The sequence below is a fragment of the Nostoc sp. C052 genome (assembly GCF_013393905.1).
Taxonomy (GTDB): domain Bacteria; phylum Cyanobacteriota; class Cyanobacteriia; order Cyanobacteriales; family Nostocaceae; genus Nostoc.
In genome coordinates this window covers 4,975,301-4,999,470 of the sequence record NZ_CP040272.1, presented here as the reverse complement: position 1 = coordinate 4,999,470, position 24,170 = coordinate 4,975,301, and the positions used below count along the sequence as shown (strand labels likewise).

At 41.5% G+C, this 24,170-nt stretch carries 19 protein-coding genes, 1 tRNA gene, 1 other RNA gene and 1 other annotated feature; of the genes, 16 read left to right on the top strand and 5 right to left on the bottom strand.

The features are described from left to right. Nucleotides 1-531: 531 nt before the first annotated feature. The 5 genes from FD723_RS20585 (at nt 532) to FD723_RS20565 (ending at nt 7,817) form a co-directional block, all read left to right on the top strand. Nucleotides 532-1,788, top strand: a complete 1,257-nt coding sequence (locus tag FD723_RS20585) for a DegT/DnrJ/EryC1/StrS aminotransferase family protein (RefSeq protein ID WP_256874879.1) — start codon at nt 532-534, stop codon at nt 1,786-1,788. Between the two features lie 115 nt (nt 1,789-1,903). Next, nucleotides 1,904-2,797 (top strand): cyanoexosortase B, encoded by an 894-nt coding sequence (crtB, locus tag FD723_RS20580; protein ID WP_179067006.1) that lies wholly within the window; start codon nt 1,904-1,906, stop codon nt 2,795-2,797. 298 nt (nt 2,798-3,095) lie between these two features. Continuing rightward, on the top strand, nt 3,096-3,818 hold the full coding sequence (locus FD723_RS20575; protein ID WP_179067005.1) for a cyanoexosortase B system-associated protein: 723 nt from the start codon (nt 3,096-3,098) through the stop codon (nt 3,816-3,818). 222 nt (nt 3,819-4,040) lie between these two features. Continuing rightward, nucleotides 4,041-5,414 (top strand): polysaccharide biosynthesis/export family protein, encoded by a 1,374-nt coding sequence (locus tag FD723_RS20570; RefSeq protein ID WP_179067004.1) that lies wholly within the window; start codon nt 4,041-4,043, stop codon nt 5,412-5,414. Nucleotides 5,415-5,633: 219 nt separating this feature from the next. Further along, the gene (locus FD723_RS20565; protein WP_179067003.1) at nt 5,634-7,817 is read left to right on the top strand and encodes a tyrosine-protein kinase domain-containing protein; all 2,184 of its coding nucleotides are present in this window, start codon (nt 5,634-5,636) and stop codon (nt 7,815-7,817) included. Between the two features lie 81 nt (nt 7,818-7,898). Here FD723_RS20565 and FD723_RS20560 read toward each other — a convergent pair whose 3' ends face one another. The 3 genes from FD723_RS20560 to FD723_RS20550 form a co-directional block, all read right to left on the bottom strand. After that, on the bottom strand, nt 7,899-8,570 hold the full coding sequence (locus FD723_RS20560; protein WP_179067002.1) for a rhomboid family intramembrane serine protease: 672 nt from the start codon (nt 8,568-8,570) through the stop codon (nt 7,899-7,901). Between the two features lie 126 nt (nt 8,571-8,696). Further along, entirely contained in the window at nt 8,697-9,416 is a 720-nt protein-coding gene (locus FD723_RS20555; protein WP_179067001.1) for a rhomboid family intramembrane serine protease, read from the bottom strand. A gap of 133 nt (nt 9,417-9,549) precedes the next feature. Continuing rightward, nucleotides 9,550-10,029 carry an MEKHLA domain-containing protein gene (locus FD723_RS20550; RefSeq protein ID WP_179067000.1) on the bottom strand — a complete coding sequence of 160 codons (480 nt, stop codon included), beginning with the start codon at nt 10,027-10,029 and terminating at the stop codon, nt 9,550-9,552. Nucleotides 10,030-10,149: 120 nt separating this feature from the next. Between FD723_RS20550 and FD723_RS20545 the strand changes: the two genes are divergently transcribed. The 10 genes from FD723_RS20545 (at nt 10,150) to FD723_RS20500 (ending at nt 18,873) form a co-directional block, all read left to right on the top strand. Beyond that, complete coding sequence (locus tag FD723_RS20545) at nt 10,150-10,773, top strand: hypothetical protein (RefSeq protein ID WP_179066999.1); 624 nt, start codon at nt 10,150-10,152, stop codon at nt 10,771-10,773. Between the two features lie 518 nt (nt 10,774-11,291). Further along, nucleotides 11,292-11,375, top strand: a transfer-messenger RNA (tmRNA) gene (gene ssrA / locus FD723_RS20540). A gap of 395 nt (nt 11,376-11,770) precedes the next feature. Continuing rightward, nucleotides 11,771-11,971, top strand: coding sequence for a hypothetical protein (locus FD723_RS20535; RefSeq protein ID WP_179066998.1), 201 nt, complete (start codon nt 11,771-11,773; stop codon nt 11,969-11,971). Between the two features lie 475 nt (nt 11,972-12,446). Further along, nucleotides 12,447-13,181 carry a hypothetical protein gene (locus tag FD723_RS20530; protein WP_179066997.1) on the top strand — a complete coding sequence of 245 codons (735 nt, stop codon included), beginning with the start codon at nt 12,447-12,449 and terminating at the stop codon, nt 13,179-13,181. Between the two features lie 32 nt (nt 13,182-13,213). After that, nucleotides 13,214-13,282: transfer RNA gene (locus tag FD723_RS20525), tRNA-Leu, on the top strand. A 378-nt stretch (nt 13,283-13,660) separates the two neighbouring features. After that, nucleotides 13,661-15,094: a VWA domain-containing protein gene (locus FD723_RS20520; RefSeq protein WP_179066996.1), complete on the top strand. Its 1,434-nt coding sequence runs from the start codon at nt 13,661-13,663 to the stop codon at nt 15,092-15,094. Nucleotides 15,095-15,171: 77 nt separating this feature from the next. Next, the gene (locus FD723_RS20515; RefSeq protein ID WP_179066995.1) at nt 15,172-16,143 is read left to right on the top strand and encodes a helix-turn-helix domain-containing protein; all 972 of its coding nucleotides are present in this window, start codon (nt 15,172-15,174) and stop codon (nt 16,141-16,143) included. A gap of 189 nt (nt 16,144-16,332) precedes the next feature. After that, nucleotides 16,333-16,388 (top strand) — a sequence feature (23S ribosomal RNA rRNA prediction is too short). Nucleotides 16,389-16,532: 144 nt separating this feature from the next. Beyond that, the gene (locus tag FD723_RS20510; protein ID WP_179066994.1) at nt 16,533-17,366 is read left to right on the top strand and encodes a hypothetical protein; all 834 of its coding nucleotides are present in this window, start codon (nt 16,533-16,535) and stop codon (nt 17,364-17,366) included. 181 nt (nt 17,367-17,547) lie between these two features. After that, nucleotides 17,548-18,186: a ThiF family adenylyltransferase gene (locus FD723_RS20505; protein ID WP_179066993.1), complete on the top strand. Its 639-nt coding sequence runs from the start codon at nt 17,548-17,550 to the stop codon at nt 18,184-18,186. 309 nt (nt 18,187-18,495) lie between these two features. Further along, a complete protein-coding gene (locus FD723_RS20500) occupies nt 18,496-18,873 on the top strand; it encodes a hypothetical protein (protein WP_179066992.1) in 378 nt (125 codons plus the stop codon). A 267-nt stretch (nt 18,874-19,140) separates the two neighbouring features. Here the strand turns inward: FD723_RS20500 and FD723_RS20495 are convergent, their stop codons facing one another. Both FD723_RS20495 and FD723_RS20490 read right to left on the bottom strand, forming a co-directional pair. Beyond that, a complete protein-coding gene (locus tag FD723_RS20495; RefSeq protein ID WP_179066991.1) occupies nt 19,141-20,598 on the bottom strand; it encodes an AAA-like domain-containing protein in 1,458 nt (485 codons plus the stop codon). A gap of 476 nt (nt 20,599-21,074) precedes the next feature. Next, nucleotides 21,075-21,479, bottom strand: a complete 405-nt coding sequence (locus FD723_RS20490) for a hypothetical protein (protein WP_179066990.1) — start codon at nt 21,477-21,479, stop codon at nt 21,075-21,077. Nucleotides 21,480-21,671: 192 nt separating this feature from the next. On the opposite strand from FD723_RS20490, the gene ppsA reads away from it, so the two are divergent. Continuing rightward, nucleotides 21,672-24,155 (top strand): phosphoenolpyruvate synthase, encoded by a 2,484-nt coding sequence (gene ppsA / locus FD723_RS20485; protein ID WP_179066989.1) that lies wholly within the window; start codon nt 21,672-21,674, stop codon nt 24,153-24,155. The last annotated feature ends 15 nt before the right edge of the window (nt 24,156-24,170 follow it).

Genomic DNA, 24,170 nt, shown 5'->3' with positions numbered 1-24,170 from the left:
TCTTTATTGCTTGAGATTTTGCAATCAGGCTGCGTTAGATTTGGATTCAGCTAGGGTAAGCTAATCCTAGAAACAGAATGGAAAGGCGGTGTCATTCTCAAGCTATATAAGGGAAAACTTTTACTGGCATGTTTAAAGTAAATTTACTTAAAATAACTAGCATATTAGTGTAATTATATATAGCCATTTTTACCGATAACATCTAGCACCAATAAATGATAATCCTAGTACAGTATGACGTAAATAGACCAAGCATATTTCTATGGTGAAGCAAGCTACAAAATTAGTCAAAAGCTTAGTTGAAAAGCTTTTTGCATTTTGAGTGGCAGTTTGGGAATAAGTCTGATGGTAACTTCGAGGGATCAAATGAATAGGGGATGATTTTGAATTACCCATAGTCTACTAGGTAGTTGATCTAAGTCCCGATCCAATAGATTAAATCTATTACAATTTCACACCGAAAATTAGGCGGGCGGTTCTATTTTTGGCATACGAGGAAATATTTGTTGAGGACAATTGGTAATGAATAAAATGACTATTAGAGTTCCTTTTGTAGACTTGAAATTACAACATGAACCAATTCAAACGCAATTGCAAGATGCAATCCAATCTGTATTGGAACGGGGAGACTTTATTTTAGGGCAAGCACTCTCAGATTTTGAAGCAGCATTTGCGGTAGCATCTGGAGCAGCTTACGGGGTTGGTGTTGCATCAGGAACAGATGCGATCGCTCTGGGATTACAAGCCTGTAATATCGGTGCTGGCGATGAAGTAATTTTACCAGCAAACACTTTTGTTGCAACCTTAATCGGGGTGCTGCGCGCTGGTGCCAAGCCCATTTTGGTAGATTGCGATCGCCAAACAGCTTTAATTGATTTAGAATCCGCAGCAAAGGCAATTACACCTCAGACTAAAGCCATTATCCCTGTGCATCTCTATGGGCAGATGGTATCACCAAATGATTTAATTAATTTTGCCGATACCTACAAACTACTAATTTTTGAAGATGCCGCCCAAGCACATCTCGCCCAAAGAGACGGATATCATGCTGGTTCAGTAGGAATAGGAGCAGCTTTTAGTTTCTATCCCAGCAAAAATTTGGGAGCATTTGGAGATGGAGGAATGCTGCTGACACGGGATTTGGATGTAGCCCAGAAGATGGTGCGCTTGCGAAATTATGGTGCATCACAGAAGTATTTTCATACTGAACCAGGTACAAATAGCCGCTTGGATACTTTGCAAGCAGCAATTTTACACAAAAAATTACCATATTTACCACAGTGGAATCGCGATCGCTTGACTATTGCCCAGCAGTATGATTCAGAACTAGCACCTTTAGCCACTTCTGGGATTATCCCTATAGAAAACCAAAGTGATACAGGACATGTGTATCATCTCTATGTGATTAAAGTTGATGATTCTTGCCCAATAGAACGCCAGCAACTCCAGGAAAAACTCACAGCAGCGGGGATTCAAACTGGCATTCATTACCCAATTCCTTGTCATCTCCAGCCAGCATTTAGCAACTTAGGCTATCAGCCGGGAGATTTTCCCCAAGCAGAGAAGTTATCACAGCAAATATTATCATTACCGATGTATCCTGGTTTGAGCAGTAGCCAAGTTAAAGAAGTTGTAGCCGCGATCGCTAATGCAGTCTCAGCAAGTTATAAGACAGATAACCTATCTTCTACTGATTGGTTAGGACTCGATAATTCCGCCCTAGAAGTCCCTATGAATCATCAAGCAGACAACATATCTTCTGCTGACCTTAACAGCGTGGTAGTTTGAAGTTGATTCATACCTAAATGTGCGTCTAAATCGTTTGTAATTTGTCCTTTGTTTAAAACCAATGACAAATGACCAATGACCAATGACCAATGACCAATGACTAATACTGAAAATCATGGCACTCCGGCAACAGGTTAAAAATATAAACGCATCAGGCTTGTTAAATCTAGCTATTTTAGGCGTTTTGCTGCTGCTTTATGCTCCGATATTGCTACATTGGTTGGATGGTTGGCTACACAAAAATATTAGTACAGAACACGAATATTTTAGCCATGGGATTATTGGTCTACCATTCGCGGCTTATCTAGGCTGGATAAACCGGAAAAAATGGAGACGTTTGCCAGATACCATCCATCCTTTGGGCGCTGTTTTCTTATTATTAGGAGCAGTTTTTTATCTTAGCGGTGTTACAGAGTGGGTTAACCTTTCCTTGCCCGTTATATTAGTAGGATTATGCTTGTGGTTTAAGGGAATATCAGGTTTGGGACTGCAAGGATTTCCCCTGCTACTAGTATTTTTAGCAACCCCAACGGCATTACCCTATCTGATTGCACCCTATACCTTGCCTCTCCAGAGCTTTATCGCTGGTGCGGCAGGTTTCATACTAAATCAATTTGGTATGGAAGTAACTGTAGATGAGATAAATCTCTATGTGGGAGGACGGATTGTAGAAGTTGCCCCCTATTGTGCGGGGTTGAAAATGTTATTTACTACTCTCTACGTCGGCTTAATGCTGCTTTATTGGACAGATGCTTTGTCTTCACGCCCCACAACTATATCGTTTTTATCTATTGCTGCGATCGTTAGTACTAGTGCCAATATCATTCGTAATACTTTACTGACTTTCTTTCACGGCACAGGACAAGAAGCGGCCTTTAGATGGCTACATGAGGGTTGGGGTGGCGATCTTTACTCTGCTTGTATGCTGGTGTCATTAGTACCCTTACTGAATTGGATTAATAACTATTTCTCGACATCTCCAGAAACTCAGCAAGAAGCAGAAAGTTGAACTGGGGATTGGGGATTGAAAAGAGGCAGGGGGCAGGGAGCAGGGAGCAAGGGTGATAGTTCAGATGGGGATTCGACCCATTCCCGTTCGAGAACCTTCGAGAACCACTTAACTCTTATTGGGGGACGTAAGAACATGTTCCCCCCTTCATTCTACGGCAGGAATCAGGGGTTATTTCCCCCCGCTCCCTGGCCACTTCCTTAATTTTTCATCACTTATACGTAAGTCCTAAATATTACTGAACTCACAATGTTATTTTATAAAGTAAAATTTTGCCTAAGTATTGCAAATTTTACTGATGACTTCCTTCTCTAAGTTTTTCAAGGAAAACCAATTGAGTCAAGTAGCAGCACTATTGTTATTGCTACTGCTACTGGCAATTGCAGGGATTCCCGGATACCTGACAGGACACTGGCAATGGAAACAGCCACCTCCTGTTACTACCCTCAGACAATTAAAACAGATCCACAAGACTGGGTTAACCCTTCCTGGTTGGCAAACCATTGAACAAGCACAACAACAAATTGGCGAACATCAATGGTCTTTACAGATAATTAAAAAAGAAGGCTCCCAATCCCAGGCAATTCTACTTTTGTTACCGCAAAACGGGCCTATGGATCAACCAGAGGTAGAGTGGACAGACGTTAACGGCTGGGGAAGATCGCGTTGGGGAAAATGGGATGTAGCTCAATCTCGTTCTGCTGAATTTACTGTGAAACCACCTGCCAAGTTAGCTTCTAATGTCAAAACTCAAGTAGAAGCTAGGTTCTTTCGCGCCTCCACGCCACAACAAACTTTTGCTGTCTTGCAATGGTACGCCATGCCAGACGGCGGAAATCCATCACCTTTTCACTGGTTTGTAGCAGATCAATTAGCACAGTGGCGTAAGCAACGCACTCCTTGGGTGGGCGTCAGTATTTTAATTCCAATGGAACCTTTGGGTCAGGTAGAAACATCTTGGTCTTTAGCCCAGTCTATTGGGGAAACAGTGCAAGCTACATTAATGGCAGGCCCTTTGTAGAGTCTGTTAAAGATGCCTTTGTGCAGAGATTCATCAAAAGTATCTCGATGAAATTGCTCTCAAGCTGAAACTCTCCTAAAAGATGAAGTTGAAAATAAAATTTAGTAAAAATTTTCTCTTTTCCTTGGTAAATGCTTGCAGAGAAAAGAGACATCTAAGACATTTTTAGAGTAAAATAACGACTCGGCGCGACTAATTTCTATATCAGTATTTTCTACAACGATGTTCATAGATCCCAGTTATTATATGCGTGGATTCAGCGCCCTGTGTTTTGTCAGTCTTCAAGTAGGAGTTTTCTTAACAACACCTATCCAACTGGTTGTTGCCCAGCCTTTTCCACCTCAAGGACAATCACCAGGGCAATCACCAGGGCAACCTCCCTCGCCGGTGCCTGGTACTGAGGCTGTACCCCCAGGTGCAAATGAAGAAATTTCCCCACAACTCAGCCGCTACCTCTTGGGGCCAGGAGATGGGATTGGGGTTGTGCTTCAGCGTCCCCCTGGCCCATACCGCTTAGGTATAGGTGATGGAATTAGCGTTTCGGTTCAGCGCTTTCCAGATTTGAGCTTTCAAGCTTTAATCAACCCAGAAGGTAATATTGTAGTGCCGTTACTGGGAACAGTTTTCTTACAAGGTTTAACTTTGCAGGAAGCTCAAGAAAAAATTCGCTTGGGTTTAAATCGTTATGTGGTTGATCCAGTAATAGTTTTAGCCTTAGCAACGCAGCGTCAAGACTTAAATTTTCAAGCTGTAATTAGTCCAGAAGGCAATATTGTCGTGCCGCAAGTAGGAACGGTGTCATTGCAAGGTTTAACCTTGGAAGAAGCTCAAGAAAAAATTCGCTTGGGTTTGAGTCGCTTTTTCCCAGATCCAATTGTAGTAGTATCCTTGCTAGGGACGCGACCAGTTCAAGTTACCATTAGCGGGGAAATATTTCGACCAGGAATTTATCCGATTAATTCAACAACACCTCGCGTTGCTGATGCCTTGCTAATATCTGGTGGTTCAACCTTGAATGCAGACCTACGACAAGTGCAAGTACGCCGCAAGTTAATGGATGGTTCTGTGATTTCACAAACTATTGATTTATATGCAGCACTGCAAAATGGCGGTTCAATTCCGAATTTACGTTTACAAGACGGAGATGCCATACTCGTACCTCGTCGTGAAATTGGTAATGATAACGGTTATGACCGCAATTTGGTAGCACGTTCATCCTTGGCTGTGCCACAGATTAGAGTCCGGGTTTTAAATTACGCTGCGGGAGGTATTTCCACTCAAGCGCTGCCTAACGGTAGTACATTTGTAGATGCTTTGGGAGGAGTAAATCTCGACACCGCTAACCTCCGCGATATCGCTTTGGTTCGCTTTGATCCCGAACAAGGTAAAGCTGTTACCCAAAAACTTGATGCCAAAAAAGCTCTAGGCGGTGATGCTTCTCAAAATGTGGCACTTCAAGATAATGATGTTATTGTTGTTGGTCGGAACCTCATTGGTAGAATTACTAATTTATTGACTACCATTACTCAACCTTTCTTCAATGTTCAATCGTTTCTCCGATTTTTTGACAACTTCGGCGGTGGTGGGTCAAATTAGGGACTATAAAAGAAGAATACAATCTGGACATAGTTTCAAGTGGAGGAAGTCACATCTGCAACTTGTCTTTGAATTCGGTAATGGAAAAATATTAAAGATATCAACCAAGATATACAGTAGGAAGTTGATAGCATCCTTGGATCAAAGCCACTATCTTTAGTTTGGTGCTTCCTAATTTTTAATTTTTAATTTTTAATTTTTAATTGGAGCGAAGCGACCATGACCCCACCAATTGTTAAGCGCTATCTTATTGCTTTTGATAAGTACAAGTGGATTGGATTAGCTAGTTTTGCTTTAGTTGTTGCTGGGTCAACTGTGGTCGCTATGCAACCAGAGCCACCTGCTAGCTATATAGCATCTGCCGCACTTACCTATAGTGGCCCACCAGTTTCTTTCTCTGCAACTGGTACTGAGATCCAACAGCAAGGAAAGGAATTGAGTCAGGAAGTTTTACTCTCAAACCAGATAGTTGCAGCAGTGGCAGAAAAAGTCGGTGTCAAACCGGCAAAGCTCGGTGCCAGTGTCGTACTTTCTATTCCGAAAAAAAACCCCAGGAGTGGAGAATTGGAATCTAGTATTTTGGAATTGAAATATGTAGATACTGATCCCAAACGAGGTATACAGGTCTTGACAGAATTGATGCAAGCAATGATCAAGTTGAGCAGTGATATCAATACTGGGCGATTACAAGCAATTATTGAAAAAATTAACGATCGCACACCACCAACTAAACGGGAGTTGCAAATTGCTGAGAAGAAGTTGGAACAGTACGATCGCATCGAGCGAACAGCAATATTAGCAGCAGAGAATGGTAGTTTGTTAAGCGCTATAACTGCCAGCCAAAATCTCCAACGGCAAATTCAATTAACTATTTCTGGGGTTGATGGTCAAGTTCGCAGTTTACAAAATAAATTAGGCTTAACAGTCGGACAGGCTTATGTTTCTTCGGCTTTGAGTGCCGATCCAATTATTGGTAACTTGCGAGCGCAAATTTATCAAAGTGAGTCGCAAATCGCTGTACTCAGAAAAGATTTGCGACCGGAACACCCGACAATGGTTCAGTTGATGCGTCAGAAACAAGCTGCTGAGGAATTGCTGCAACAACGTGCGGCAGAGGTGTTAGGTGGTGATGGGGCGGCGGCTCCGCTTCAGGGTAGTGTTGCAGGTATTCGTACCCAAAGTAGCTTAGATCCAGCCCGCCAGCAATTGGCAAACCAAATGGTGTCTTTGCAAACCCAACGGGAGACGCTGCAACAACAACTATCTCAAGAAATCCGCCAAGAAGCGCGACTACGACAAGAGTATTCTCTGATACCCAATAAGCAATTAGAGCGATCGCGTTTAGAACAGGAAGTTGCCCTGAAAAAAGCTATCTACGATCAAATGCAGGTGAAGCTAACCGATGCTAAAACCGCAGAGGCAGAAACTACTAGTAGTCTCAGCATTGCCAGACGCCCTACAGTCACGGTCGATGTTAAACCTCCGAAGAGTGTACCTATTACTCTTGCTGTGGGTGGTTTCTTGGGCGTGGTGGTTGGTGGCGGGGTGATATTTTTGCTAGGAGCGTTGGAAGGAACTTTCAAAACCAGAGAGGATATCCGCCAGAGCCTCAAGCAACGGGAAGTGGCAGTGTTGGGAGAATTGCCTTTAATGCCAGTTGATGATTTGGATCAAGACTCTGTGCCAGTAGTGCTTTCCGCCGACTCTCCTTATTTAGAATTTTATGAAAAATTCCGTAGTAATCTGCGCCGGATTGGTGGTAAAACCTTAAAGGTAGTTTTGATTACTAGCACCAGTAGCCTAGAGGGCAAAACGGCAAGTGCTTATAACTTGGGTGTTGCTTCAGCCCGTGCTGGTAAAAGAACCTTAATTATCGAAACAGATTTGCGATCGCCTTCCCGTAGTGCATCCCTGAAAGTAATTCCTGACCCTGAAGCCGGTATTGAACCCCTGCGTTATTACGCTAATTTGAGTGAATGTATCCGTTTAGTTCCTGATGTAGAAAATTTATACATTCTTCCCAGTCCTGGCCCGGTGCGGCAATCTGCTGCGATTCTTGAATCAAGCGAAATGCGGCGGTTGATGGAAGATGTCCGCGAACGTTTTGATTTAGTTATTTTAGATACGAGTCCCCTCAGCATATCCAATGACCCTTTGTTAATCCAACCTTACAGCGATGGGATCGTACTAGTGGCACGACCACACTATACACAAGAGAATATGCTAGGTGAAGCTATCGATCAATTGGTTGAATCTGAACTAGGGTTATTGGGAGCAATTATCAATGGTGCTGATATCATCGTTTCTGTACCTGAAGAAGTTGTAAAATCATCAACATTTACATCGGAGGTAGAAGAAGTAGAAGAATCTGAAGAAGTTTCGGTGAGTGCCAACAAAAACTAATAGTTGCCAAATGTGGAAATTTTAACGCAGAGAATTGAAAAGTAGTAATTGTTTCGCTACGAATTTTCGGAAATGCTGTATTTAGTCGCGTCGAAACAAGCCAAATAGGGGAGCGAGAATTATCCCAAAAGCAAAACCACCAATGTGCGCCCAATAAGCAACTCCACCAGTTTCCACAGTCATGTTAGCGGCTGTTTGCAGGGTAGCAAGACCGGATATGACATTTTGCACAATAAAAAGTCCAATTATTACTAGTGCTGGCACCCTAATTGTGGTGATGAAAAACCCCAAAAATATTAAGGTAACAACTTTAGTGTGGGGAAAGCGGATAATATACGCACCTAAAACCCCAGAAATTGCCCCACTTGCCCCCAAGGAAGGAATCTGAGAATTCATGCCAATAAACCATTGGCACAAGGCAGCTAAAGCACCACACGCCAAATAAAAAATCAGATATTTGGTATGACCTAAACGATCTTCAATATTGTTGCCAAAAACCCAGAGAAATACCATATTTGAGATTAAGTGCCACCAACCGCCGTGTAAGAATTGCGACGTAAATAATGTTATCCACTCTCCATTCAAATTGGTGGTTAACTCTTGAGGTACTACCGCATACTGGCTCAAAAACTCACTCAATTGTGCATTTGACAGGCTCACCTCGTGAATAAAAACTATAATATTCATGCCAATTAACCCGTAGGTGAAATACGGGGTGATTCGCGTCGGATTTTCGTCGTAGAGGGGAAACACAGGTGTTTTTCCTAAATTATTAACTAACTGCAATATAGCTTGTCAGGCTAGGGGTTGCGAACGTTAGACAATTTCATCTATTAAATCAATCAGTATAATTAAGAGCCACTACAATCCTATGAAAAATTACTTATACCAAGATTCTTCCTGTGATTTATCGCTAAATAAACCCAACAGTGGGCCGAGAATTGCCCCAAATATAAATCCGCCTGCATGGGCCCAGTAGGCAATACCGCCGCTTTCCATACCGATGTTGGTACGTGTTTCAAGGCTAGCAAGTCCGTAGAAGGCTTGTTCGAGAAACCAGAATCCTAAAAAGAAATATGCCGGGACGCGGAAAGTCGGGAAGAAAAACCCTAAAGGGACGACGCCGAGAACTTCAGCGTTGGGAAAGCGGAGAATGTATGCACCAAGAATACCTGCGATCGCACCACTCGCACCTAAAGATGGAATGCTAGAATCTTGAGCGAAGAACCACTGGGTTAAGGATGCCAAAACACCGCAAGATAAATAAAACAGCAAATATTTAGCATGACCTAACTTATCTTCAACATTGTTACCAAAAATCCAGAGAAACAACATATTGCCGCCTAAGTGCAACAATCCCCCATGCAAAAATTGGGAAGTAATCAAAGTTGCCCACTCTGGTACTGGTTGATGTAAGGAGATACCACCAAAGCTTAAAGTCAGTTCTCGTGGAACTACAGCCGCAAGGTGTAAAAATCCATTTAATGCTTGGGGGGGAAGACTTGCTTCATAAAGAAAAGCGAGGACATTGGCAGCAATCAGCCCATAAGTTACATAAGGTGTGATTTTTGTCGGATTATTATCGCTAATTGGAACCACGAGCGTTTTTTCCTGATTTTAAGACAGCAATCCTACAATACTGAATCTTGCAAGTAGTTTCTTCTACCTCATGGATGGATCTCAGTTTTATATTTAAGATTTATTGTAGGACTTCCCCCTGAAACAGTAGGTTTCATGCGATAAATTTCCAGTTAGAGAAAAAAGCAGCTTGACCACAGTGCTGATTTTGTTCATCTAAGATGTTCCATAGGATGGTATCTTCTATGTAAAAGCGTTTACCAGTGCTAGAAGTGCGGATACCAGAATAATTATTGATAAAGCCTTTAGTTGCTGCTTCTGATAATAGGCGATCGCGTTCTTCCTGTACAACCTCTTCAGCCGATTTTCGAGAAGGCATTCTGGTAAATTCTTCCCAAGAAAGTTCCCATAGTTCCAACGCTTGGCGATTACCATAGTTGAAAATTGGATCTGACTCAGTGCCGTGAGACACTAAGACAAAAGGTGCTTCAAATAACGCCTTTGCTGTTTCAAATTCAGAAGCATTGGCATCTAGCAAACAATTTCCTGTCCAATGCTGAAAACTATTTATTAGATATTGACTGTGGAGAATAATAGCCTCTTGCTGCCAAGGAAACTCAATTACACTGGTCATAGAAAAGTAGAAATATAACGTCAAGAATTTAGTATGACAAAACTTGACTCATTTTAGGGGTTGACGAGTTCTCCCCAAGCCTGAAAATATTCTATTTAATGCATACTAGCTAGCAAACCTATGTTTTTTTCAAATTCTCTGGAAAATCAACTCCAGCGCTGGAACGAAACCATTCGCAATCAGCCGAAAAATCCTAATGCTTACGTTCGCCGAGGTATGATTAACTTTCAACTAGCCAAGATTGATGAATCTATTCAAGATTTTGATCTGGCGGAGCAATTGGATAACCGTATCAAACCTTACCTCTGGCAACGGGGATTATCGTATTATTATGCAGAAAGATTTGCTGAAGGCGCTGAACAGTTTGAAATAGATTTGACAGTGAATGCTCAAGATGTAGAAGAAACAGTATGGCGATATCTCTGCATAGCTCGTTCTTTAGGTGTTGAAGAGGCACGTAATTCTTTACTAACTGTAAAAAATGACCCTCGACGTATTATGCAGCGCGTATATGATTTGTATTTGGGAAATTGTACGCCAGATGATGTTTTAACTGTTGGTGAATCAGAAGGGATAAAGGGAAATTTTTACAGTCATCTTTACTTGGGATTATATTACGAAGCTCACAATAATATTGATTTAGCTCAGGATTATATAATTAAAGCTGCTGATAATTACAAAATTGATGATTATATGTGGTATCTAGCGCAGGTGCATAAGAAGTTGCGAACGAGTATAAACTAAGTTTTTTTAGATAAGCTACCAGTATTTGCTGGTCACTACAGTTATTAGTTGATTCTAGCACTCCCCAAATCTTAATTGTTCTATCAATGCTATAAATTTTTACCTAAATCAAATTCGTTAGATATAGTCAGATTAAAATCTTTCTCGCTAATCTAGTGATAAAAGTACTATATCGCCCTCTTGTGCTGCTACATTAAAAAACTTAATGAACTGAACATATAGATCGAAAAAATGTGGCTCCATATAAACTCTGCCCTCAGGAAAACCAAGCAAACTGTCGAGACGTGACTTGAAATCGTCCTCTAAAATTTTAACTTGCATATTACCTGGCATTAAAACTCTTTGCTAAAAAAGTTGTAGTATCCTCTTGACATTATGTAAGTCTTGTATTACAAATGTAATATGAACATCAAAGCCTCCTCAAAGGCAAAACTAAAACCTCTTGGAACTGTGACAATTGCATAGATGCTACTTTTTGGGGATTAGTTTCGCAACTTCTTTCGGTAGTGCCTACTTTTGGGGCCGCGATTGGGGTTCGACTGCTCCGAAACCAACAAACGGACGGTTGCAGGATTCGGGTTCGATTCCCGACGGCTCCACTAGGTATGTCCCAAAAGTTTTGAGAGGTTAGTGGTTTCAGATCCCCGACTTCTTGAAGAAGTCGGGAATCTAGCAGCCCAACAAAATTAATGGGATAGACCACTAGACACGACTTCAATTGAAGTTGAGTACATCGATGTTATTCAAACTTGGGTCTGTAGCTCTAATGGTAGAGATCCCGGATGTCACTTGTGCCCTGACAGAAAAAGCTTACATACTAGCTCAATAGTAGAGCTATCGTCTCTAAAACGATAAGTTGCAGGTGCGATTCCTGCGTGTGTCACTACAGCTTTTTCGACTTGCGCGAGGTGTGAGTGTAACTCTCACAGGGAGGGTATCGGTTCAATCCCGATCAGATCCACTAATACAAATTCGTGATTAAAAAGAGGTGATTGCAATGGTTCATATTCGATTTGAAGGACGTTCTGTTGATCTCCCAGAGACACAACTAGGAATTGCAGCAGGGATGAATGATGTGGCAGTGAAAGAGCGGGTTGCTCGCCATTTAGATGTGAATAGCGATCGCCTTTCTGCTTATATAATCGATCGCCGTCCCAGTGGTGATTTGATTATCCGCCCTGAAGCTGTCTATGGTTAAAGTATTTAGTCTTTCCGTGCCCCGACAGAAGAAGCATACATACACATTGATAACGGCCCTAAGGTAGTAAAATTCGAGCGATCGAATAAGCGAAGCATGATTTCTAAGTCTCTCGCAGATTTAGTGTGCGTGCCCACTGCCAATATTTGGTAAGAGCGGCCGTAGCTGTAAAAAGCTTCTTGAACTTGTACGGAAATGATTTAAGACTTAATTCCGCGCCCTAACTTGTAAAGCCTACAAACACTATCTGGTAACAGATTGCAGGTTCGATTCCTGCCGCTCCCGTTAATGGGAGCGTAGCCAAATTGGTATAGGCAATTGTGAAAACTGCTTTGCTAACTTGTGCGGAATTTAAATTATTGAAATTGTATTAATCTATAACCCTTACTCAATACAGAGGTGAGTTCAATGATGTTAGCCAACTCATGTTTAATCACAACTCAATTAGTACAACTGCATTTAAACAACGTGAGATATGAGCGAACATCGTTTGAGCGAGATTGTGATTGAGCGTCCTCGCGGTGGGAGAAGAATTAGCCTCAAAAAAGTGACTGGCTTTAAGAAGCAATTATACAAAATCACTCAGGACGCAATTCAGGATGGGTTGTTGAATCCCTACCTGATTAAACCAATAAATAAATCCAAATATCTTTCAGATCATCTCGGCCCTCTGCGTCGGTTTTTGCGATCGCAAGTCGGACAGCCTTGGAATGACGTTTACAGCCAACTATGTCAACGATTAGATCCCAACACTATGGCCGGACGGCATGTTATCGATCATGTGTGGGACTATGTTGAAAGGTATGTAGAAATAATTGATGGTAGTTTTTATAGCAAGTCTTATCGAGGATATCGAAGTCAGCTAGATACAAACCATCGCGATCGCTTCTATATCCATCCTGAAACGGGAATTCTTTGTGCAGCCGAGAGAATACCTCGAAAGCAGAAACAAAAGCAGGAACAAAAGCAGGAACAAACTGATATTGTCATCATTGATAATTATCATCAATATCAGAAGCTAAATGATATTTGGTATTTCATTACCTTTGAAGATTTGCCATCGCCACCCACTCATTATGTGATGGATGCTGTCAAAGGTATGATTCATCGTTCTGTGGCATATACAGGTCGAATGATTTACGCTGCTAAGAAACAGCAGTGTAATAAGAAAGAAATTCGATTTATTTTAAATCAACTTTCTAAAACCTAAAATTTTCACTTCGTGCCCTAACTGAAAAAGCTTACATACTAGCCGAATGGTAAGGCACTTGAATAAGGCTCAAGCAACTACGGGTTCAAATCCCGTGTGTGAATCAACAGCTTTTTCGACTTGCATGAGGTGATCTTATTTCATTAATGATTGATGAGAACTTCTCTTCCGCTCTTTTTTTGTATCTTCCTGGTTAGGTGAAAAAATTTTTTTAAACGAACCGCAAAGGACACAAAGGTGAAGAAAAAGACAGAGAATTTCACATACTAATCAGGACTGCTACATAGTTATTGGCAGTTGTTGCCGCGCCCCGATCGCGGAAGCTTACATAACTCTGCATAAGTTATATCCAATGCTTCCACAACTTGCGCGGTGACTTTATCGCCCCGCGTGCAACATCTGCCTCCTGCAATTTTGGATTTTAGGTTGCAATCCAAAATCCAAAATCTAAAATCCAAAATTCTTAGAGGAGGTTCATAATGAATACCGCAGAACGTGACCTGCGTTTGGAAATGCTCAACAGTTTGCTGACAACCCCTCACCGTAAACTTGAGCAAGTCGCAGAAATTCATCAGTTAATTATTGAACTCGATCCCATCTTTTACGGACACCTGGCAGTTTGGTATCAGCGTCATGGTGATGTCCGCGACCACAAAGAAGTGTTTGTTGCTCATTTGTTAACCAGCAATTTGATTGAACACCGAGATGCTGGATTTATTATGCTGCAAGAGTTTCCACCCTATCAGGTAGCTCGTGTAGTTGACTTCATGAAGCAACAGCAGAATAAATTGCCTCGTTCGGCTCGCACTGCGGTGCGGCGTTATTTAAAGGTGCGGGAGAGCAATCCGGCTCTATTCGATCGCGCTGCGCTACGAGGTCGTAAAGCAATGAAGCATTTGTATGCTTCGCTGCACATCAAGCCAAATGAGCGGGCAAATGCGATTCTGTTTGGCGATACTCCTCCAGAGGGTTCCTTAGCAAATGTGCTGAAGCAGCTTGCTAAGGCTGAAAGTGCGGCAGAACAGGCACGGCTAATTGTGGAGTTCAAAATTCCTTACACGATCGCAATTGGTGCAATCAAGCAACTTACACCAGTTGTATTGGTGGCGTTAATCAACAGCATGTCTCCTCAAGAAGCGATCAACAACCTCAAGTCTCTCCAGACTAGAGGTGCAATGGATCACCCACAAGTCAAGAAACTGATTGACTCTAAGCTGGAAGAAGCGTCCAAGAGTGGGCGTGTCTCAGCATTCAAAGCACAGATTGCCGCAGACGCAGGAGATTTTGACGCAGACACCGTTGCCCAACTGGAAAAGGTGACAAACGAGCAAGTGAAACGGCGTGGTGTGATCGCACGTCCAACTGCTTTACTGGTGGATAAGTCTGGTTCAATGGAAAATGCGATCGCGACGGGTAAGCAACTAGCTGCCCTAATCTCTGGTATCACTCAGGCAGAACTGTTTGTCTATGCTTTCGATACCATTCCTTACGCTGTTACAGCAAAAGGCAAGGAGTTGACCGACTGGGAGCGTGCCTTCCAGCACATCAATGCAGGCGGTGGTACTAGCATCGGCTGTGCATTGGAAGCAATGCGACGCAAAAAGCAGGTGGTTGACCAGATCATTCTGGTGACGGATGAGGGCGAAAATGCTGCTCCTTACTTTGGTGAAGTTTACAAGAACTACTGCCGGGAGTTGGCGATAATGCCTAATGTGGTGATTGTCCGTGTGGGTACTCATTACAACTGGGTGGAGACTCAACTGAAGCAGCAGCAAGCACCTGTAGATACGTTCACTTTTGCGGGTGACTACTACAGTTTGCCGAACATCGTCCCACTCCTGACGCGCCCCTCTCGTCTGGATTTGCTGATGGAGATTCTGGATCTGCCGTTGCCTGTAAGAGAAGATAAGTGAGGTTAGAATATGGCATTGCTTGTCAATATAAATGATAAGCAATGCTCTCCATTGAATTATGAGCTTTTAAGATAACGATGACGACACCACTCAAAGAATGGTCTGAAGAAACTATTCTCTCTATGATTAAGGATAGAGTTCAGGAAAGCCTTGAACTTGATTATAAGGAATGTCCTGCAATCTTTCCACTTACTGATAAAAAGAAAATAGAACTTAGCAAAGATGTCTCAGCTTTTGCTAACTCTGCTGGAGGCAGAATTATTTACGGTATAAAAGAAAATGGCCATATCCCTAGTGAAATTGATACAGGATTTGATCCTAATGCCTTATCCAAAGAGAGATTAGAACAGACTATAAATTCAAACATTCATCCTCGTATCAACGAGCTTATCATTAAACAAATAGAACTGGTTACTACTAACCCAGGTCATGTATTGTATGTAGTTTCAATTCCTCAAGCTACAACAAGAGCACCTCATCAAGCCGCCGACAAGAGATATTACAAACGTTTCAATTTTGAGTCGGTTGCAATGGAGGATTATGAAATCAGAGATATTCTCCGTAGAGCAACAACACCTGATTTACACTTTAATTTTTCTCTTGCTGGTAAAGAGCCTGTCCCAATTGAGTTTTCTCAAGACCAGCCATTCTCTGAAGAAATCGATATGAGTATTACTGTAGAGAATAGAGCAGAAGAAGCTGCATCATATGCTGTGATGGATGTCTTTATAGATTCTGCTCTAAAATTATCTAACTTTGCCGGTTTAAAGATGACAGATAATGTCTTTCTTAGTTCCGAGGACGATCAAAAAATAGCTGTTACACAGCTTAGTCAAAACTGGGCTATTCCCGCAAAAATGCCTATATTCAAGGGAACTAAATTTAGAATTACAGATACACCCATTAAGCTTGCTATTCCAAAAGAACATGCTGATTCAGAGATAATGTATTATACCTGTGTATGGCAAATTAGATCACCTGGAATGATTAATAATGGTTCTTTTATATTTGTCCTTAAGAATAATTGTTTGACACTAACTAAACTTTAAGCACTGCTGATAAGATTTAGCGATCGCTCTACTCCAAAATATCTCTTTTCATATCTTCCAATTTTATGTAGTATATTGTATTATACTAATATCCTGCGTGCCCCAACTCTTGGAGCCTACATACTAGTACGAGAGGAACGGTACACTGTCAAATACAGTGGGCGTGTGTGAACGGGGAGTGCAAAGAACCTGGGAGGTAGGCTTAAAAGTAGCCATCTTTTAAAGAGTGTGTAACAACTCACCAGCGGAGTCCCTCTAGTAACTGAGAACACGCAATGCTCCACCAACTTGCACGCAGAATTATATTAATTCGTAATTAAGAAAGTGAGATTTCATCACGGTTTTTAGGGTTGCATTGGCAGCCTTATTTTTTAAAATTGGTATTAGTTATGACTAACATATTTAAGCTAATCAACCAAATTGCGATCGCAGAAGCACAGTTATATACCACTCAATTCCTTGCGCCCTGTGTCAAAGGTGGACGGGTTCGCACACTGGTAGCCGGGATGATCTGCACCTTTACGCCCAAGCCTAGTAAATTTGAGGGTTGGGGAATATTTCAGGCTGTGGATCAGAAGACAGCAACGGTTGTAGAAGAAGCAGATTTACCCCAGATTGCAGAATACTTGCAACACTTTCCCCAAATACGACTGCGGTTAGCACATCAACTGCGGGGACAAACTTGGTTAGCATACCCTGTGAATGAAGCAGATATGCGTCAACGGTTAAAGGTAGTTAAGCCGATCGCAGTGCATCTAGTAACCGAGGGTGTTACCTTTGAGCAAATTATTGCCCGGTGGAATGGACAGTCATGCTGGTTTGAGGAAGTTGATCGCCGTACCGATCCGGCAATTTCTGAAACTCTGCAATCTGCCCTCAAGCAACTGACTCCTACTGAGGAATTACAGTTTAAGGGCATCACTCCAGAAATCCGCACAGTGTATGAATTAGCAAGTCGGCGCATTGAGGGTTTTAGTCAACCCCAACAGGATGAAAAGCGATTGAGAAAGGCATTGCAGATCGGCGGTGGTAGCTTAACTCAGTTCCACGATCGCGGCGATTACTGGACAGTCGATTGGACAACGGCTGATGGTGTTCGCCATAGTAGTGCGATCGCTAAAACTGATTTGACTGTTGTCAGTTCTGGCATTTGTCTGAGTGGACGCGATCGCGATTTTGACTTGCAATCCTTAGTAGGTGTGATGGAACAACAAGAGTGGTGATAAGCTAATGTACTTTTAATTTGCATAACTAGGGCGGGCAAGATGCCCACTACACAAGAGTTTTAATGCTAGGTAATATGCAAGTTAAATGTCCAACAGCTTACCAATAAATTGAACGTCTAAAAACTCAACACTGACTTCTGTCGCAATCCAAAATCCAAAATCTAAAATCCAAAATGTTATGAGTATCTTTTTTCACGAACAGCTTTACCGCAGCAATGCTGTGATGGCAAAGCTGAAAAATTATCCGATAACAATTTGTGGGGCTGGAGCATTAGGAGCTAACATTGCTGAAAACTTAGCTCGGTCTGGTTTTGATAAACTGACAGTGATCGATCGCGATCGCATTGAGGAGCGGAATCTTTCAACTCAGCCTTACTACCGTTCTGATGTGGGAGCATTTAAGGCAAAAATATTGGCGAACAATTTATATCGAGCAATTGGTACTAAAGTTGATGCCAAAACAAAGGAGTTGACATCAGCAAATACAACTCAACTACTCCAAAACAGCCAGCTAATTATTGATGTCTTTGACAACAGCTTGGCACGTCAAGCAGTGAAAGATTATGCCGATCAAAAAGGCATTCCTTGTCTTCATACTGGACTATCGGCTGATTATGCCGAAGTGATTTGGAATGACGTTTATCGCGTTCCTTCTGAGGTGAATGATGATGTCTGTGATTATCCCTTAGCACGAAACCTGGTGATATTAACCGTTGCTGTAGTTTGTGAAGCAATTATCTCATTCATTGCAACAGCAGAGCAGCGTAACTTCACCATCACCCTCAAGGATCTGACTGTTCAATCTTTGTTTTTATAGATTGCGTAGACGTTCTTAGGGACTTCCAAATAAAAAAATACTCAATTACTGCTTATGGGGTGGGCCATACGAGCGCCTGTAGCCAAGGGCGGACAAGATGTCTACCCCACAAGATAGGATAATTTATTGCAAGCGACGGGAAACTCTATCCCGCAAGATAGCGAGATGACATTAACTGTCTTCTTAACTGTCCTATCTGTCATTGCATTTTCTTACTGATGGCGAGAAAATACAAACGTGACGGTAACAAATCTTTTTCAAAAATGCAATTATTTCAATCAATTCTATTCTTTTATAGGATAAAAAACTATGAGTTCGCTTAATCAAAGGCAAAACTATATATTAACACAAGGTAAAGACATTAATCTGTCTGGCAATCCTATTCAAACTGAAAATTTTTCTATTCAAAAGACCTTACGGAATGGTGGAAAAATTCGTTTTAAAATTCGTTATTTAGCTGATTTACAGTGTTTTTGTATGCTGGAAGTTTTTCTGATGAGAGCGCATAACGGAATACAAATTGCCAGCATGAGCATCCCTAACAGTGGTTCGATAGCTAATGTTCAAGAACAAGAGCAAGAATTTAGTATTTGGGAGCCAGGAGATTATTACTTCTTGTTTAAAATGTCTTGTAATAATGGAACATTTTATATTGAGGATTATCAGCTTTATTGGTCAGTTAGCTAATTGTTTATAAGAAGAATTCAGAATGGGCTAAACGCCCCGCTACCGCTAACAGTATGAATTCTGTACGATTGGGTGATATAGAAAATTAATTAGGGCTTGCTGAATACTTTTAAAATTAAGAACTCATGTTCAAGAGAAGTTTGAGTGGTGGTTTCCTCCGCTCAGACTTCTCTTTCAATTATGTACGATGGTGCGTAGCTTACTACTTTTAGCGTCCCGTAGATAAGGGGTGCGGGAGGTGCGAGAGAAAGAGTATCTGATAGTTTCTCAAGCACGTTTTTGTAATGATTTATATTCAAACTCAGCAACGCCTAGTTGTTTTTTAAAGTAAGCACGGTAGAGTTCGCAACGCGGTAGGATGCGATCGCCTTCATAAGCAATCAACCCTAAGCTTTCGAGCTTATGAGCGTCAATGGGGTTCAGGGAAATATTTTGCTTTGTGTTCACAACCTCAATATATGCCTTTACCAAACTGGGATTTTCTTGTAAGATTGCCCAGTGTCGCCATAAATGATAACGATAGATACCGCCATTAGCGATCGCATCTTGTATCAGTTCTTCTAAGGTGATTCCTTGACAGCATAGATAATACAGAGCAATCCGAATCAGTGCAGGATGTCCCCCAACTAGAGACATCAGTTGAGTAACTTCCTTATTAGAGTTCCAATCTAGCCCGTGCCGTTGGGCTAAATATTTTACTTGCTGCTTAGTAAATTCTGGTAGATGTATCGGTAGTCCAATATTAAATGGAGAGCGGTTGATATCCAAAGAAACATATACTTCTGTGGAATAAACCACCACTAGCCTTAGTTTCTGCAAGTTGTTATCTTGTCGTGCTTCTTCATACCAAGAACGCAACAAACCAAAGAACTCCTGAGCAATTTCAGGATATTCAAAAAAGCGATCAACCTCATTTAATACTAGAACCACTGGACTGTGACTCTGCTTGAGCAAATAAGATTGCAAATATAAACTGCAACTCAACTTACAGCCTATTTCCTCATCCCATTTGTCATCTAGCTTCGGATCAATGCCCAATTCTGTGGCAATTTGCCAGCACAGAGAACGCAAAAGCTTGTTTAAGTTTGTCAGACAGCTGGAATCTATTTGGTTGCAATTGACCTTTACCGAGCGATAACCTTGCATCTGGGCAAAGGCTAACAACCTTAGCACAAGAGAACTTTTTCCCATCTCTCTTGGCGCTCTAATCCGAATTACACAGCCAGGTTGAATTACTTCTCGATAAACTAGTTCCTCAATGGGGGGACGTTCAACATAGAACGGGGAATCTAGAGCTACGGGGCCATCTGGGTATGACCAAAGATTTTCTAGTTGGTCATAGTGCTGAGTAGCAAAAGTGCCTAAGGATAAAAACTGGGATATCTCGTTTTCTTTTGTATTTAATGTATCCAAACTCCGTGAAAAAGCTTGATAGCTTTCGGTATGATTTGGTTCTCTGACGATCGCATAGTCTTCCCTGTGTAACTCTAGGTTAAAGGCACTGAAACACAATTTCAGGGTTTTTTGATCCACGCCTGTATTCAACGACCATAATCGGTTTAGAGTTTTGGTAGAAACATTCATGCGATCACCTAAATCTTCTAGAGTGAAGCGATGTCCGTTGTTTTGTACCTTTTCCATAGTTAGAATCGCCGCTTGTAAACGCTTCAACCCAGCGATCGTCAGGACAAGTCCCCGCTTTCTCGTGCTTTTAGATTGCTTCATGTCGCTAATTATCTATCTGCTTTTTTTCTTTACCGTCTGAGCTATCTCCTCATTGTTTCATGTTTTCAAACAGTTATTCAACAGTTACTTACCCGTTCTTAGAGTATTGCTTAATTGGTAAGAAAATATACATCTATCTTTAGGAATATTTAGATAGGTGGGTATAAATAAACATAACTATATTAATTATCTTTTTTCCTGCCTCTGTGGAAAGGGGCTGATAATTCTGCATCAAGTATTTTTGATTACTTACAAAGTTCAGTTTATTTGTAACGATTTACTCAGTGTTACTGAAAATTAAGCGTCCTAATCTCTGTGGCGCTTGCTATCAATCCAATATCTAATTTTTTTTGCTATGGTGATCCCAAAGGAATTGTTAAATAATTACGAGGTGGAAATCAAGTAGCTAGTAAATTCTAGGTATATTAAAATACAGATATACCTGGATAGTTTATCTGTAAAGTGCATCGAGTTTATTACTTAATGGGTTGGGCAATACGCGTTTCAATATCTTCCAAAGTTTGTAATAATAAACGGTTTGCCTGCAATTTCCAACCCCATTTCTGAATTCTGTAAGCTAATACAGTCCCAACTATAGACGCTAATAAGCAGATGGGTTGATTTAAAGAAATTCCTAATAACAAACCCAATCCAGCAATTCCCCAAAATGGTAAAGCTACTACTTGTCTTTGTTCTTCCACAACTTGGGTAATTACATTAGATTTCATAGTAGCGAGTAATGCCTCTTTGACTTGTTGCTGTTCTATTACCGACACTGTTAAACCTATTTTACGACGTAGTTTTTCCATTTTTCGGGCATCAGTACTGTATTCAGTTAGCTCATCTTCTGCCATTTTCAAGAGTCGCTCTAGTTGCGCCATCGTGTGTTACATCCAGTATTTTGATAAAGTTATTAAACTGAATAATTGTTAATTTTTATTGCTTATAGCCTTGTATTTCATTGCTAAATATCAAACCACGCGACAGAATCAAAAATCTAAAATTGAATATGGGAAAAATATAGTACGAGTTATGCACTTACAAGTTGAGTATAAACTTAAAAGGTAATATTTATGGCTACAGTATCTACAAGTACTTTATCTCTATCTGCCCAAGAGCGATCGCTTATCTTGTGGTTTGATGAAGTTGGCATTGCTGACATCCCTCTAGTTGGTGGTAAAAATGCCTCACTGGGGGAAATGATTCAACAGCTAACCCCCAAAGGCATTAACGTTCCTACTGGATTCGCCACTACTGCTTACGCTTATCGTTACTTCATTCAATCAGCAGGGTTAGAAGCAAAGCTACGCAAACTCTTTGCAGATTTAGATGTTGAGGATGTCAAAAATTTGCGAGAACGGGGAAAAAAAGCGCGATCGCTATTAATCCACACCCCATTTCCGGTAGAATTGCGAGAGGCGATCGCCACAGCATACCATCGCCTCTGTGAACAATACCACACAGAGACAGATGTGGCAGTCCGTTCCAGTGCCACCGCTGAAGACCTCCCCGACGCTAGTTTTGCCGGACAGCAGGAAACCTACCTCAACGTTGTCGGTGCTGAAGGGGTTTTAGCAGCTTGTCATAAATGCTTTGCTTCCATATTTACCGATCGCGCTATTTCTTATCGTCACGCCAAGGGATTTGACCACTTTAGCATTGCCCTTGCCGTTGGCGTACAAAAAATGGTGCGTTCTGACTTAGCAACCTCTGGGGTAATGTTCTCCATTGATACAGAAACCGGATTTAAAGATGCAGCACTAATTACAGCCGCCTATGGTTTAGGTGAAAATGTTGTCCAGGGGTCTGTAAATCCCGATGAATATTATGTTTTTAAACCAACTTTAAAAGCTGGTTTTCGTCCAATTATCGATAAAAAATTGGGCAGTAAAGAACTGAAAATGATTTATGATGACGGCTCAAAATTTACGAAAAATGTTTCAGTTTCGGTCAGCGAAAGAGGTAAATTTGCCCTAAGTGATGAAGAGATTTTACAGCTAGCAAATTGGGCGTGTTTAATTGAAGATCATTATTCCCAAGTCCACGGCATTTCCACCCCAATGGATATCGAGTGGGCAAAAGATGGAATTACTAATCAACTTTTTATTGTGCAAGCGCGTCCCGAAACCGTCCAGTCACAGAAGACAGGAAACGTGCTGCGGAGTTATCGGTTGTTATTAGGAAATAAGGAATGGGGAATAGGGAATGGGGAAAAAACTTCCCAATCCCCAATCCCTCTTGTTACGGGAAGTGCAATTGGGGAAGCGATTAGTCAAGGAAAAGCACGCCTAATTTTAGATGTTCAGAAACTCGACCAGTTCCAAGTTGGGGAAGTTTTGGTGACAGAGAGAACTGACCCCGATTGGGAACCAATTATGAAACGCGCCAGTGCAATTGTCACCAATTCTGGTGGACGAACTTGCCACGCCGCAATTATTGCGCGAGAATTGGGTGTACCTGCGATCGTGGGATGCGGTAATGCTACAGAAATCTTAAAACCTGGTCAAGAGGTAACAATTTCTTGCGCTGAAGGGGAAGAAGGAAAAGTTTATGCAGGCTTATTACCTTTTGAAGTTGAAGAAGTCCCTTTAGAGAACTTACCCCGCACCCGCACTCAAATTTTAATGAATGTGGGTAATCCCCAAGAAGCATTAAGTTTATCGGCAATTCCTAATGATGGCGTAGGTTTAGCGCGGACAGAATTTATCATCGCTAACCAAATTCAAATTCATCCAATGGCGTTGATTCATTATGAATTGTTAAAAGATGAATTTGTGAAAGCTAAAATTGCTAACATTACCTCACTTTATGACGATAAAACTCAATATTTTGTCGATAAATTAGCCCAAGGTATAGGTAGAATTGCGGCAGCATTTTATCCCAAACCTGTGATTGTCAGAACATCCGATTTCAAAAGTAATGAATATGCCAACTTGTTAGGTGGACGACAGTTTGAACCCAATGAAGAAAATCCCATGCTGGGTTGGCGAGGTGCAGCGCGTTACTACGATGAAGGCTACAGAGAAGCTTTTGCCCTAGAGTGTCATGCTATCAAACGGGTGCGGGAAGAAATGGGTTTGACAAATGTTATTCCGATGATCCCCTTTTGTCGCACTCCCGATGAGGGGCGTTTGGTTTTGGCAGAGATGGCAAAAAATGGTTTAAAGCAAGATGTTAACGGCTTGCAAGTTTATGTGATGTGTGAGTTGCCCAGTAATGTTATTCTGGCTGAGGAATTTGCTGACGTATTTGATGGCTTCTCGATTGGTTCTAATGATTTAACTCAGCTGACATTGGGGATAGACAGAGATTCGGCGTTGGTAGCGAGATTGTTTGATGAACGCAGTCCAGCAGTCAAGGAAATGGTGAGAATGGCTATAAAAGCTGCGAAAAAACATAACCGCAAAATCGGTATTTGTGGACAAGCACCCAGCGACTATCCAGAATTTGCCCAGTTTTTGGTTGAACAAGGAATTGACTCAATTAGTCTGAATCCAGATTCAGTTTTAAAGACAATGCTAGAAGTGGCCAAAGTCGAGGGTACTAATAATTCGTAATTTGAGTAATGTATG

Excerpts from the sequence above, each read along its gene's own strand:
- FD723_RS20545 (WP_179066999.1), top strand. The coding sequence starts at position 10,150 with ATGTTTTTTTCAAATTCTCTGGAAAATCAACTCCAGCGCTGGAACGAA.
- ppsA (WP_179066989.1), top strand. The coding sequence starts at position 21,672 with ATGGCTACAGTATCTACAAGTACTTTATCTCTATCTGCCCAAGAGCGA.
- crtB (WP_179067006.1), top strand. The coding sequence starts at position 1,904 with ATGGCACTCCGGCAACAGGTTAAAAATATAAACGCATCAGGCTTGTTA.
- FD723_RS20490 (WP_179066990.1), bottom strand. The coding sequence starts at position 21,479 with ATGGCGCAACTAGAGCGACTCTTGAAAATGGCAGAAGATGAGCTAACT.
- FD723_RS20500 (WP_179066992.1), top strand. The coding sequence starts at position 18,496 with ATGAGTTCGCTTAATCAAAGGCAAAACTATATATTAACACAAGGTAAA.
- FD723_RS20505 (WP_179066993.1), top strand. The coding sequence starts at position 17,548 with ATGAGTATCTTTTTTCACGAACAGCTTTACCGCAGCAATGCTGTGATG.
- FD723_RS20575 (WP_179067005.1), top strand. The coding sequence starts at position 3,096 with ATGACTTCCTTCTCTAAGTTTTTCAAGGAAAACCAATTGAGTCAAGTA.
- FD723_RS20585 (WP_256874879.1), top strand. The coding sequence starts at position 532 with ATGACTATTAGAGTTCCTTTTGTAGACTTGAAATTACAACATGAACCA.
- FD723_RS20515 (WP_179066995.1), top strand. The coding sequence starts at position 15,172 with ATGACGACACCACTCAAAGAATGGTCTGAAGAAACTATTCTCTCTATG.
- FD723_RS20565 (WP_179067003.1), top strand. The coding sequence starts at position 5,634 with ATGACCCCACCAATTGTTAAGCGCTATCTTATTGCTTTTGATAAGTAC.
- FD723_RS20530 (WP_179066997.1), top strand. The coding sequence starts at position 12,447 with ATGAGCGAACATCGTTTGAGCGAGATTGTGATTGAGCGTCCTCGCGGT.
- FD723_RS20520 (WP_179066996.1), top strand. The coding sequence starts at position 13,661 with ATGAATACCGCAGAACGTGACCTGCGTTTGGAAATGCTCAACAGTTTG.
- FD723_RS20535 (WP_179066998.1), top strand. The coding sequence starts at position 11,771 with ATGGTTCATATTCGATTTGAAGGACGTTCTGTTGATCTCCCAGAGACA.
- FD723_RS20510 (WP_179066994.1), top strand. The coding sequence starts at position 16,533 with ATGACTAACATATTTAAGCTAATCAACCAAATTGCGATCGCAGAAGCA.
- FD723_RS20495 (WP_179066991.1), bottom strand. The coding sequence starts at position 20,598 with ATGAAGCAATCTAAAAGCACGAGAAAGCGGGGACTTGTCCTGACGATC.
- FD723_RS20550 (WP_179067000.1), bottom strand. The coding sequence starts at position 10,029 with ATGACCAGTGTAATTGAGTTTCCTTGGCAGCAAGAGGCTATTATTCTC.
- FD723_RS20570 (WP_179067004.1), top strand. The coding sequence starts at position 4,041 with ATGTTCATAGATCCCAGTTATTATATGCGTGGATTCAGCGCCCTGTGT.